This is a genomic window from Pseudomonas sp. ES4 (assembly GCF_050586665.1).
Classification (GTDB): domain Bacteria; phylum Pseudomonadota; class Gammaproteobacteria; order Pseudomonadales; family Pseudomonadaceae; genus Aquipseudomonas; species Aquipseudomonas frederiksbergensis.
Window position 1 is genome coordinate 60,841 of record NZ_JBOBDO010000011.1, and the last position, 11,917, is coordinate 72,757.

Sequence of the window (11,917 nt, forward strand, 5' to 3'; positions counted from 1 at the left end):
ACTTTTGGGACGCGGAGCGTCCCGGGCTGCATTCCCACGCAGAGCGTGGGAACGATCCTGCTTAAACCAGGAACGCGCTGATCAGCTGCTTCAATTCCACCACCTGAGCCGACAACGCACGACTGGCATCCTCAGTCTGGTGCGCACCTTCGGCAGTACGCTCACCGGCGCGGTTGATTTCGACAATATTCTGGTCGATGTCATGGGCCACGGCGGTCTGCTGCTCTACCGCGGCGGCGATCTGTTGGTTCTGATCGACGATCATGCCGACCGCACCGAGGATGTTTTCCAGCGCTTGCTGAACCTTTTCCGACTGCCCCACCGTGCCGTTGGCCATCTGATGACTGGTCCCCATCGCCTTCACCGCAGCGCCGACTCCGCTGTGCAGCTTGGCGATCATCTGCTCGATTTCCTCGGTCGATTGCTGGGTGCGCTTGGCCAGGGTCCGGACCTCGTCCGCCACCACCGCAAAACCACGACCTTGCTCACCGGCCCGAGCGGCTTCGATGGCCGCGTTGAGCGCCAAGAGGTTGGTCTGTTCGGCGATGCTCTTGATCACCTCCAGCACACGGCTGATGGACTGGCTGTCGCTGGCCAGTTGATTGATCACCAGCACCGACTGGTCGATCTCGCTGGCCAGTGCCGCGATGCTGCCCTGCTGGGACTCCACCAGCCCACGCCCGCTGATGGTCTCATCGTTGACGCTATGAGCGCTGCTGACCGCTGCCGCGGCACTGCGTGCAACCTCCAGGGAGGTGGCGGACATCTGGTTCATGGCCGTGGCGACCTGCTCGATCTGCGTGCGCTGTCCCGCCACCGCCTGGTTGCTCCGGGCGGAAACGTTCTCCACCTGCCCGGCCTGGCGCTCGACCTCACTGACGGTCTGGCCAACCCGCTCGATCAGGTCATGAATTTTCTTCACGGTGCCGTTGAACACCTCGCCCAGCTCGCCCAGTTCATCGCGGCTGTTGGCGCTGAAGGTCACTGTCATGTCGCCGGCCGCGACCTTGTCCATCACCGCGCCAAGACGCTTGAGGGTGGTGCGGGTCGAGGCGTAGAAGCCGCCATAGAGGTAAAAAATCAACACGAACACCACCGACAGCGCCAAGGCCTGCAAGACCATGTGAGTGCGGTTCTGCTCCAGTCGCTGCTGCAGCTGGGTGCCAAGAAACTTCAGGGTCGCTTCATTGAGTTGGTAGGTCTGGTCCATCAGGCCCGTGACCTGGTCGTAAAAACCCTGCCACGGCGCATCCAGCGTGTCGGCCATCACGACCTGTTCTTCGAACAGTTCACTGGCCTTTTTCAGCGATGCCTTGCTGTTTTCGGCCTGAGCCGCCAGGGTTTCGCGTGCCGCTTTGCTGGAGCCCAGCGCGTCCTGCAACTTCAGGGCATATTCGGCCTGCAGTTTTTCGATCTGCGCCAGCAACTCATCAAAACGGGTACTCGATGCCGAGTTGAGAAAACCCTGCCCCAGCGAAAAAGAGCCCATCGCCCGGCCTTCGCCCAGAAGCTGGGTCACGGGCGGGGTGACATTGGTAATGAGTTCGCTGAGCTGGCGCATGTCGCTCTGGGTGTCGCGGCTGAGGCCGGCCTGACTGGCGATGACCTGGCTGAAAATTTGGGCGTTGCCGAGCAACTTGCCGATCATCGCACTTTTGCTTTGCAGGGAGCTTTCCGCTTGCTGGGCCTTGAACGCGGCGATCATCTCATCGCGTTTGCCATCGAAAACCGTGATCTGCTCGGGGTCCGTGGTCATCGCCGTCAGCCCTTGCAAACGGGTCAGCACATTTTGCCCCAGGGTACTGATCTGCGACTCGACATTGCCGGCCTTGCCGGACTGACCAAGGGTGACGTTGATCTGCACCAGGTTGTTCAGGGTTTCCAGATCGCGCCGCAACGTCAGGCTGCTGCCCAACAGGTCAAGGCTCTGCAGCTCGACCCGGGTGCCCTGGAATTCTCGATAAGAATCGCGCACCAGATAGAAGTTGGTCACCAGCATCGGCACAAGGAACAGCACGCTGATCAGGCTGAACTTCATGCCAAAGCTCAGGCGGTTCATCAGCGCGACGGCGGGATAGAGCAAGCTCTTCACTATGAAGTCTCCCTTCGATTTCTTATTTTTATTGGCAGGCGCAGGTCGAGAGCAGATAGCCACTATTCGGCGCTGTCTCTGTATAGCTTAAATCGGCGGGAGGTTTTGTAACTTAAGGTTAACGGCGAGATGCACACTTAGGACGATAGATACCCCTGTGGCGAGGGGGCTTGCCCCCGTTCGGCTGCGAAGCAGTCGCAGAACCTGATTGCACAGTTTGACTGGAAAAATGCTAGGGGCCGCTTCGCGACCCAACGGGGGCAAGCCCCCTCACCACAACGGAGTCCACTCCAGAACTAAGCAAGAACGGTCCACAGCGCGAAACCGGCGTACCAGAGCACTGCCGCGCGCAGCAGAAGTTCCCAGATCCGGTCGAGGCTGTTGATGCCGTCAGGCCCGACCATTGGCGCCGGAATTTCACCGGCCACCAAGCCCACCTTCTCGATCAATTGGGCGGCGCTGATGTTCCAGTTCAGCAGCTCGTTCAACATAACCCGGCCGACCGCGACAAAGTTGCCGACCAACGCAAAACTCGCCGCCAACAGACGCACCGGCACCCAGTCGAACGCATGACGCAGTTTTGCGGCGCGCTCGACCACGGCCGGGGTCTGCCCGTGTTCTTCGGCCAGGGCCAGCAGTCGATAGCTCAGGGCTGCGACCGGCCCCAGCAGGAAGTACCAGAAAATCACCGCGAAAAAGCCCTGATAAGCCTCCCACAGCAAATGCCCTTCGACCCGTTCCAGCAATTGTTCGCCGCTATCGGCGCAGATACCCACATCACGGTCCGCTACATGAGCGGCCGCTTGCAGGTCTTCCCGGCGCCAGGCATCGCGAAACGGCCCCAGACCGGCCAGCAGATCACCGCGGCCCAGACTGTAAATCACCACCAGCAGGTGCACCGGCAACGCCAGCAGACCGTAAGCCACCGGGTCCAGTACCAGTAGCAGCAAACCCAGCAATGCCACTGGCAACAACACCAGTATCACCAGGATCAGCCACGGACTTTTCGCCAGACGCGGACTGACCTCAAGCTTGTTCAGCTCGCGAACCCATCCACCATCGCGCTGAATCCGATGACGCAGGGCCGAGAATTTCTCGATCCAGACCGCCAACAGCAACACCAAAAAACTCATTGTTGTTCCTCTTTTGCCAGGGCGGCGCGATAGCGTGCCCAGTCGAATGCAGGCCCGGGATCGGTTTTACGCCCCGGTGCAATGTCGCTATGCCCGCAAATGCGCTCTGCGGTGATGGCCGTGAACGTGCTTTGCAACTGCCGGGTCAGGGTCGTCAACGCTTGATACTGGGCATCGGTGAACGGCAGATCATCCGTGCCTTCAAGTTCAATGCCCACGGAAAAATCGTTACAGGTTTCCCGTCCTTCGAAACTCGAGACGCCGGCATGCCAGGCTCGCTCAAGACAAGAGACAAACTGAGTGACGGTGCCGTCACGTTCGATCAGAAAGTGCGCAGATACACGCAGGTCGGCGATCCCTTCAAAGTAGGGATGTTCCGTGACATCCAGACGATTCTGGAAAAACGCCTGCACCTTGCCGGTGGCGAATTGCGCAGGCGGCAGACTGATGTTGTGGATCACCAGCAGGGAAATTTCATCCGAGGGGCGCGCATTGAAGTTGGGCGATGGGCAAATATCTACGCCCTGACACCAACCGCTCGCGGGGTCCAACTGCATACAGGTTCCTTCAACGACGACTGTGTTGGCGCCCAGTATGCCGCGATAGACCCTCCGGGCGCGATCACTTGCCGCGATTGAGGCGCCGCAGGTTGCCAATCACCGACTCCAGCGCCCGGTCGAACAGCAAAGTGTCGTCCAGTGTGCGCACCGCGCCACGACGGAATTCCAGCGCCAGGCCGGTGCGGCTGCGTTCCAGCACTTTCATCCCGGTGCGGTTGACGAAAATGTATTTGCCGGTGGCTTCAATGATCGCCGCCAGTTTGCAGCGAAGGGTGTTTTCCTCGTCTTCCTGAAACTCGACCCAGCCCCCCAACCGCAGTTGATCGACCTGAAGCAGGCCGGCATCGTCTTCCGGCAAGCGCACTGACGCCGTATCGACCGGCCCTTCGTCGGCGGTTCGCAGGACAACTTCCTGCTGCACTTCGACCATTACCGGCGTATCGACAGACTGTGCAAGCTTTGGCCCTGGACGTTCGAACAGCTGAACGTGCAAGGCTTCCAGCTCACTGAAAAATTCGCTGGTGGCGAACGGATCGAAGGCCGAACGGCTCAACCCGTCGCGCAACGACTTGAGCAAGCCAGGCACCAGCGCCAACAAGCGCTGGCTCGCATCGGGCTCATCATGACGCTGCACGCTCCAGATCAATTGCTCCATGGTCTGCACATCGGCGTGCCATTCGGCCGCCTGATCGCCGTGCTTGAGGCACGTCAGCAGCAACACCTGGCTCCACGCTTCCTGGACAAACGCCACCACCCGCTGCGGCAATACTTGGCCCAACAAGGCCTGATTCAGCACCTGTTCGACGCGCTGGCGGGCCAGTTCAGTCCTGGCGCGGCCCTCTTCGGCGTCGCGGGTGCGTTGCTCTAGCAGCTCACTGCGACGGCGTTCATCGCTGGTGAAGGCGAGAAAATCCGCGAGCAATTCGGAGAAGACCGCCGGATCATCGACAAAATCGTTGAGCAAGCATTGCACCACCTGTTCGATGCGCAGATACAGGCTGTCGCGCTCATGGTCATCGCACTCCGCCCAACCCATGGCGGCGGTGGCGATTTCATTGAGCAGGCGTCGGGCCGGGTGACTGCTGCGGCTGAAGAAGCTCTTGTCGAGCACCGCCACTTTCAGCATCGGAATCTGCAAACGGCCGATCAACGCCTTGAGCGAATCCGGCAGGTTGCGGTCATCAAGGATGCATTCGAAAAGCATGGCAATCAGGTTGATCACGTCTTCGTCGGCCACCCCGACCACGCGTGACTTGCCACTTTTGACGCTGACCCGGGTCAGCAGCTCTTCGAGCTGGTTTCGCAGATCGAAGTCGTCCTGGGCTTCCGGCGCCGGCACGTATTGCTGCAGGTGCGAGAGCAGGCGCATCAGGTCACGGGTGGTAATCGGCTGTGTCTGGGCGCTGGCTTCAAGCGTGGGCGCGACACTGCCACGCACGTTAAGCAGCAACTCCTGCAACGCCGCGAAGACTTCCTGCACGCTGTCGTCGGTCGGCGGGCCACTGGCGCGAGTGTTGGCGTGAGCCGGTTCAGTATCAACGTCGGCTGCCGCACGCTCCTTGACCCGGCGCGCAGGCGCAGGCTTGAGCTCAGGCAGAACACCGGTGGCGAGCAGCAACTGATTGGCTTCGGCGTAAAGCTGATTGGCATCCCTGAGCACATAGCGGTCGAACAGTTTGAGGATGATCAGCTTGACCTTGATCTCCACTCCCAGGTTGCGCCCGGCCTGCAAAAAGTACTCGCAGAGCATCGACGGCGCCATGGGATTGTGCTGATCGAGCAACTCCCTCCCCAACAGTGCGCTGAAGCGGGCGGTCAATTGGCCCAGGGCGAAACCGTCGCGGCTCAGCACTTTGCTGACCATTGCCTCCACTGCCACCCTGCGCTCCACGTCGTCATCGGGCAGTGCCACCGAGGCATCGAAGGCCAGCGACTGGGGCAAGGCAGATTGAGTGCTGTCGTACCGGGTGAGGCTGACAAAAGCTTCGAAGAATTGTTCGAGAAAGCCGCGTTCGATGTTTTTGCGTTTAAGGCGCAAGTCGCGCATGGCTTCGAAGAACAGGTTCTGTTCGACGTCATCGCGGGCCCGGTCGGCCATTTCGAACAGCGTGTCGTCGGCGTTATCGAACAGTTCCTGCAAACCATGCCTGAGCTGTTGCGCGGCCTTGTCGCGAACCTGAAGCAGAATCACAGGCAGGCGGGCGAGCGGCGAGTGAGTCGCCTGGTCGGTAGCGACCTTGTGCAAAGGCACTACATTCCCGTCGTTGTGCATTCAGCCCTCCTGAAACGGTGAGTCTTCAAAGTCGTCAATCACGTCAAAGCCATGACGTCAAAAGCAAGGCGGATTATCTTGCAAAAGATGTCTTCTCTACCAGCAGACTCTGCGTTTCCTTTTGAAATAGACGCTCGCGGCAGACGCTGACTTAGTACCGATTGCTCAGGCGAATCGACCAAATGCAGGTTTCAGAGCGATGGGAACGCCTCTGATGCCTTGGGTTGCCCAGCACCATGGCCCTATAATCGGGCCACTTTGTTTGTGGAGTCCGTTATGCCGAATCTACGTCTCGCCGATTTGACCGCCGAAATCGAAGCCAACGTGCGCCGTGCGTTGCTCGAAGACATCGGCAGCGGCGACATCACCGCACAGCTGATCCCGGCCGAACGCCTGGCCAAAGCCACGATCATCACCCGCGACGCTGCCGTCATCTGCGGCACAGCCTGGGTTGATGCCGTGTTTCGGCAGCTGGACCCACGTGTTGCGGTGCACTGGCAGGTGCGTGATGGCGAGCGGGTGAAACCCAATCAGGTGCTGTTCCACCTGGAGGGCCCGGCGCGTTCGCTATTGACGGGCGAACGCAGTGCACTGAACTTCCTGCAGTTGCTGTCTGGCGTGGCCACACGCGCGCAGTACCTGGCGGATTACGTTGCCGAGACTCAAGTGAAGTTGCTCGACACGCGCAAAACCTTGCCGGGGCTGCGTCTGGCGCAGAAATACGCCGTGACCTGCGGCGGGTGCCACAACCACCGCATCGGCCTGTACGACGCCTTCCTGATCAAGGAAAACCATATTGCCGCCTGCGGTGGCATCCCGGAGGCCATCAAGGCCGCGCACAAGATTGCCCCGGGCAAACCGGTGGAGATCGAAGTGGAAAGCCTGGAAGAGCTGAAGGAAGCCCTGGCGGCTGGTGCCGACATCATCATGCTCGATGAACTGAGTCTGGATGACATGCGCGAAGCCGTGCGTCTGAACGCAGGCCAGGCGAAACTGGAGGCCAGCGGCGGCATCAACGAAAGCACGCTGCTACCGATCGCCGAAACCGGGGTGGATTACATCTCGATTGGTGCGATGACCAAGGATGTGAAAGCTGTCGATCTGTCGATGCGCCTGAGCCTTTGATAACGCCTGTGTGAATGAAAAACGCCAGCCTCGTGAGGCTGGCGTTTTTGTCAGACCACCAGATTATTCATCTCGCAGTACTCTTCCCACTCGACACCCAACACCTCGGCAGCCTCCTTGTGCAGAACAAGGCGCGCAGCCTCGAACTCTTCAGGGGTTGAGGTGTACTTGAGCGTCAGCTCCCACGGCTGCAAGCCCTGGGACTCTGCCTCATCCTCGAACGCCCACTGGATCTGGTCTTTCTGATCGTCAGCGGGCAAGTCCTTGATCTCTTCGGCTAGCTGAGGCGACTCCGCCAAATACTTCTCCAGCGCTTTTTCGTGTCTGGCTTCTTGGGTCAATTCTTTAACGGTCATGGCGTTCTCTTTGATCTGAGGAATGGAAGATGGATCTGGATCATCAAGGATCTCTCTGACGCAAAAAAACCGTTTGAAGCCCGGTTTGTCTGGCCTTCAGAACCATTCGGGATCATCTGAAAACAACGTGTCGCTCGTGCCCGAGACAGGAATCGAACCTGCGACCTTCGCGTTACGAGTGCGCTGCTCTACCAACTGAGCTACACGGGCAGTGGGCTAAACCTAGCACTGACTTTGGGGTCAGGCAACTTCATGGCTCGTCTCATTTTTTTGCAGGCAAAAAAATGCCCCGCAGCTTTCACTGCAGGGCATTTTTTACAACGTTGAAGCGGTCAGGCGTGGGGAGTGATTAAACGCCCGAAGCCTTGGCTGCTGCTACGTCTTTGATGGACAGCTTGATACGGCCGCGGTTGTCCACGTCCAGTACCAGTACTTCCACTTCCTGGCCTTCTTTGAGGATGTCGGTCACTTTTTCTACGCGAGCATCGCTCAGCATCGAGATGTGAACCAGACCGTCCTTGCCCGGCAGGATGTTGACGAATGCGCCGAAGTCGACGATGCGCTCAACCTTACCGACGTAGATCTTGCCGATCTCGGCTTCAGCGGTGATGCCCAGAACGCGCTGACGCGCAGCTTCTGCAGCTTCCTTGGTTTCGCCGAAGATCTTGATCGAACCGTCGTCTTCGATATCGATCGAAGCCTTGGTTTCTTCACAGATCGCACGAATGGTCGCGCCGCCTTTACCGATGACATCACGGATTTTGTCGGTGTCGATTTTCATCGCGATCATGGTCGGAGCGTTTTCCGACAGCTCGGTACGCGACTGGCCAATGATCTGGTTCATCTGACCGAGGATGTTCAGGCGCGCTTCCAGGGCTTGGCCCAGAGCGATCTCCATGATTTCTTCGGTGATGCCCTTGATCTTGATGTCCATCTGCAACGCGGTCACGCCTTTGGCGGTACCGGCTACTTTGAAGTCCATGTCGCCCAAGTGGTCTTCATCACCCAGGATGTCGGTCAGGACGGCGAATTTCTCGCCTTCTTTAACCAGACCCATGGCGATACCGGCAACCGGTGCCTTCATCGGAACGCCGGCATCCATCAGAGCCAGGGAAGCGCCGCAGACCGAAGCCATGGAGCTCGAACCGTTGGACTCGGTGATTTCCGACACAACACGGATGGTGTACGGGAACACGTCGGCAGCAGGCAGCATGGCCTGAACCGAACGACGAGCCAGACGGCCGTGACCGATTTCGCGACGACCAGCGCCACCCATGCGACCACACTCACCTACCGAGAACGGAGGGAAGTTGTAGTGCAGCATGAACGGGTCTTTCTTCTCGCCTTCCAGGGTATCCAGCAGTTGTGCGTCACGGGCGGTGCCCAGTGTTGCAACTACCAGAGCCTGGGTTTCGCCACGGGTGAACAGAGCCGAACCGTGGGTCTTCGGCAGAACGCCGACTTCGATGTTCAGCGGACGTACGGTCTTGGTGTCGCGACCGTCGATACGTGGCTTGCCGTTAACGATGTTTTCGCGAACGGTGCGGTATTCGATTTCGCCGAAAGCCGCTTTGACTTCAGCGGAAGTCGGTTGGCCTTCTTCGCCGGACAGCTTGGCAACCACCTGGTCTTTCAGTTCGCCCAGACGAGCGTAACGGTCGGCCTTGATGGTGATGGTGTAGGCCTGGGAGATCGCGTCGCCGAACTCGGCACGGATAGCGCCCAGCAGAGCAGTGGCTTCTGGCTGTGGAGCCCAGGTCCAGGTCGGCTTGGCAGCTTCAGCGGCCAGTTCTTTAACGGCGTTGATCACCACCTGGAACTCGTCGTGAGCAAACAGTACCGCGCCCAGCATCTGGTCTTCGGTCAGCTCTTTGGCTTCCGATTCAACCATCAACACGGCTTCCGAAGTACCGGCAACGACCATGTCCAGGCTCGAAGCTTTCAGTTGTTCGTAAGTCGGGTTCAGCAGGTAGCCGGTGCTTTCGTGGAACGCAACGCGGGCAGCGCCGATCGGGCCATCGAAAGGAATGCCGGAGATGGCCAGCGCAGCCGAGGTACCGATCATCGCAGCGATGTCCGGATCGGTCTTCTTGCTGGTGGAAACGACGGTGCAGACAACCTGCACTTCGTTCATGAAGCCTTCTGGGAACAGCGGACGGATCGGACGGTCGATCAGTCGGGAAGTCAGGGTTTCTTTCTCGGAAGGACGGCCTTCACGCTTGAAGAAACCGCCAGGGATCTTACCGGCAGCGTAAGTTTTTTCCTGGTAGTGAACAGACAGAGGGAAGAAGCCCTTGCCTGGATCGGCTTGCTTGGCGCCGACCACAGTCACCAACACGCTGACGTCGTCGTCAACGGTGACCAATACTGCGCCGGAGGCCTGACGGGCGATACGGCCAGTCTCGAGGGTAACGGTCGACTGACCGAACTGGAATTTTTTGATTACCGGGTTCACGGTGTCCTACCTTCTTTTGTGGCTCTTGGGGAACTTGTCTTCTTGCGAAATTCTTGGGCAACGCCGGGTATCGGCCCGACTGTCATTGTCCAGGTAAAGCAGGTATCCAGATAAAACTTGAGGCTGGGAGCCTGCCATGCGCCAGCGGGAAACCCACTGACGTACGACAGACAACCAACCTCTAGCGCAATCGCTTATTAGCGACGCAGACCCAGGCGACCGATCAGAGCCTGGTAACGGCCCAGATCCTTGCCTTTCAGGTAGTCCAGCAGCTTACGACGCTGGTTTACCATGCGGATCAGACCACGACGGGAGTGGTGATCTTTACCGTTGGCCTTGAAGTGACCTTGCAGCTTGTTGATGTTGTGGGTCAGCAGTGCAACTTGCACTTCTGGCGAACCAGTGTCACCAACAGCTTGCTGGTAGTCAGCTACGATTTGAGCTTTTTCTTGAACGTCGAGAGCCATGAGGCAATCCTTTTATCAGGAAACTGTTTCAAAGAAACAGTTTCAACAGGCCAGGGACAAATCCCTGTATCTAAAAATGAGTAGTGACCGTGCCTGTTAACAGCCACCCTCGTCCGGTCATTCTGACCGAATCAGTCGACGTGGCGCGATGCGCCCGTCTTCGCTCACTTCACCGATACCGATGAAGCGGCCATTGTGATCCTGTACCCGCACCATGCCGAACTTCGGTGCATCCGGGGCTCGTACCGGTTGGCCGTTAAGCCAGTAGAACGAGCTGTGCTCCGAGAACTGCAACAGTGGCCAATCCAGCAGGCCGCTGTCCGAGGGCATCAAAAAGCGGTCGACCGCTTCGTTGCCGCCTTCGGCATGTACCGCTTCCAACTCTTCCAGCGTGACTGTCTGTGCCAGCGTGAAAGGCCCGGCCTGGGTACGTCGCAGTTCTGCAACGTATGCGCCACAACCGAGTTGCTCACCGATATCCTCCACCAGGGTGCGGATATAGGTGCCTTTGGTGCAATCCACTGCAAGCCGCGCAGTATCACCTTCAAAGGCCAGTAATTCCAAGCGCGTAATAGTAACAGAACGCGGTTCACGCTCCACTACTTCACCTGCCCGGGCCAGCTTGTACAACGGCTGGCCATCACGCTTGAGCGCCGAGTACATGGGCGGTATCTGGCTGATTTGCCCACGAAATTTCGGCAGTACCGCTTCGACATCGGCGCGACCAACGGTCACCGGGCGCTCCAGCAAAACTTCACCTTCGGCATCGGCCGTGGTGGTGGTCTTGCCCAGTTGCGCCAGGGTTTCGTAACCCTTGTCGGAATCGAGCAGGTATTGCGAAAACTTGGTGGCCTCACCGAAGCACAACGGCAACACGCCGGTGGCCAGCGGGTCGAGACTGCCAGTGTGCCCGGCCTTCTCGGCGTTCAGCAGCCAGCGAACCTTCTGCAACGCCGCATTGGAGGTGAACCCCAAAGGCTTGTCGAGCAGGATAATGCCGCTGACGTTACGACGGATACGTTTGACCTGAGCCACCGATTACTCCTTGGTGTCTTCGGCTTCTGCCGCAACCGGATGCTGATTGTCTTCAGCGACCGCACGTTCGATCAATGCCGACAGATGAGCACCACGCACGACGCTTTCGTCGTAGTGGAAGTGCAACTGCGGAACGCTGCGCAACTTCATTTCGCGAGCCAACTGCATGCGCAGGAAACCGGCGGCGGAGTTGAGCACCTTGATGCTTTGCGCGATGTCTTCGGCGTTGTCCTGCCCCATCACCGTGATGAAGATCTTGGCGTGACCGACGTCACGGCTGACTTCAACAGCGGTAATGGTGACCAGGCCGACGCGCGGGTCTTTGACTTCACGACGGATCAGCTGTGCCAGCTCACGCTGCATCTGATCGCCGATACGTTGGGTACGGCTGTATTCTTTTGCCATGTCTTGTTACCTGTTAC

At 58.8% G+C, this 11,917-nt stretch carries 10 protein-coding genes and 1 tRNA gene; 1 reads left to right on the forward strand and 10 read right to left on the reverse strand.

Annotated features, from left to right (window positions below; genetic code table 11):
• Positions 1–61 precede the first annotated feature (61 nt).
• The 4 genes from ACQ4OB_RS14445 to ACQ4OB_RS14460 form a co-directional block, all read right to left on the reverse strand.
• Entirely contained in the window at positions 62–2,092 is a 2,031-nt protein-coding gene (locus ACQ4OB_RS14445; protein WP_430955918.1) for a methyl-accepting chemotaxis protein, read from the reverse strand.
• A gap of 296 nt (positions 2,093–2,388) precedes the next feature.
• Positions 2,389–3,225, reverse strand: a complete 837-nt coding sequence (gene ampE / locus ACQ4OB_RS14450; protein ID WP_074873688.1) for a regulatory signaling modulator protein AmpE — start codon at positions 3,223–3,225, stop codon at positions 2,389–2,391.
• Positions 3,222–3,782, reverse strand: a complete 561-nt coding sequence (gene ampD / locus ACQ4OB_RS14455) for a 1,6-anhydro-N-acetylmuramyl-L-alanine amidase AmpD (RefSeq protein WP_074873686.1) — start codon at positions 3,780–3,782, stop codon at positions 3,222–3,224. The genes ampE and ampD overlap by 4 nt, the downstream gene beginning before the upstream one ends.
• Before the next feature lie 64 nt (positions 3,783–3,846).
• Positions 3,847–6,057, reverse strand: coding sequence for a DUF1631 domain-containing protein (locus tag ACQ4OB_RS14460; protein WP_430955919.1), 2,211 nt, complete (start codon positions 6,055–6,057; stop codon positions 3,847–3,849).
• Between the two features lie 276 nt (positions 6,058–6,333).
• Here ACQ4OB_RS14460 and nadC point away from each other — a divergent pair, with 276 nt between their 5' ends.
• Positions 6,334–7,182 (forward strand): carboxylating nicotinate-nucleotide diphosphorylase, encoded by an 849-nt coding sequence (gene nadC, locus ACQ4OB_RS14465; protein ID WP_140681635.1) that lies wholly within the window; start codon positions 6,334–6,336, stop codon positions 7,180–7,182.
• Positions 7,183–7,232: 50 nt separating this feature from the next.
• On the opposite strand, the gene ACQ4OB_RS14470 is transcribed toward nadC, so the two are convergent.
• The 6 genes from ACQ4OB_RS14470 to rbfA all read right to left on the reverse strand — a co-directional run bounded on the left by ACQ4OB_RS14470 (position 7,233) and on the right by rbfA (position 11,900).
• The gene (locus ACQ4OB_RS14470; protein ID WP_074873679.1) at positions 7,233–7,538 is read right to left on the reverse strand and encodes a DUF6388 family protein; all 306 of its coding nucleotides are present in this window, start codon (positions 7,536–7,538) and stop codon (positions 7,233–7,235) included.
• Positions 7,539–7,675: 137 nt separating this feature from the next.
• Positions 7,676–7,748: transfer RNA gene (locus tag ACQ4OB_RS14475), tRNA-Thr, on the reverse strand.
• 139 nt (positions 7,749–7,887) lie between these two features.
• Positions 7,888–9,993 (reverse strand): polyribonucleotide nucleotidyltransferase, encoded by a 2,106-nt coding sequence (gene pnp / locus ACQ4OB_RS14480; protein WP_008005453.1) that lies wholly within the window; start codon positions 9,991–9,993, stop codon positions 7,888–7,890.
• Positions 9,994–10,190: 197 nt separating this feature from the next.
• The gene (rpsO, locus tag ACQ4OB_RS14485) at positions 10,191–10,460 is read right to left on the reverse strand and encodes a 30S ribosomal protein S15 (RefSeq protein WP_003176135.1); all 270 of its coding nucleotides are present in this window, start codon (positions 10,458–10,460) and stop codon (positions 10,191–10,193) included.
• A gap of 117 nt (positions 10,461–10,577) precedes the next feature.
• Positions 10,578–11,495: a tRNA pseudouridine(55) synthase TruB gene (gene truB / locus ACQ4OB_RS14490; RefSeq protein WP_074873678.1), complete on the reverse strand. Its 918-nt coding sequence runs from the start codon at positions 11,493–11,495 to the stop codon at positions 10,578–10,580.
• A gap of 3 nt (positions 11,496–11,498) precedes the next feature.
• On the reverse strand, positions 11,499–11,900 hold the full coding sequence (gene rbfA / locus ACQ4OB_RS14495) for a 30S ribosome-binding factor RbfA (protein WP_008149016.1): 402 nt from the start codon (positions 11,898–11,900) through the stop codon (positions 11,499–11,501).
• Positions 11,901–11,917 lie beyond the last annotated feature (17 nt).

Coding starts and splice junctions, on each gene's coding strand:
- ACQ4OB_RS14470 (WP_074873679.1), bottom strand. CDS start 7,538: ATGACCGTTAAAGAATTGACCCAAGAAGCCAGACACGAAAAAGCGCTG.
- rbfA (WP_008149016.1), bottom strand. CDS start 11,900: ATGGCAAAAGAATACAGCCGTACCCAACGTATCGGCGATCAGATGCAG.
- rpsO (WP_003176135.1), bottom strand. CDS start 10,460: ATGGCTCTCGACGTTCAAGAAAAAGCTCAAATCGTAGCTGACTACCAG.
- ACQ4OB_RS14460 (WP_430955919.1), bottom strand. CDS start 6,057: ATGCACAACGACGGGAATGTAGTGCCTTTGCACAAGGTCGCTACCGAC.
- ampE (WP_074873688.1), bottom strand. CDS start 3,225: ATGAGTTTTTTGGTGTTGCTGTTGGCGGTCTGGATCGAGAAATTCTCG.
- ampD (WP_074873686.1), bottom strand. CDS start 3,782: ATGCAGTTGGACCCCGCGAGCGGTTGGTGTCAGGGCGTAGATATTTGC.
- nadC (WP_140681635.1), top strand. CDS start 6,334: ATGCCGAATCTACGTCTCGCCGATTTGACCGCCGAAATCGAAGCCAAC.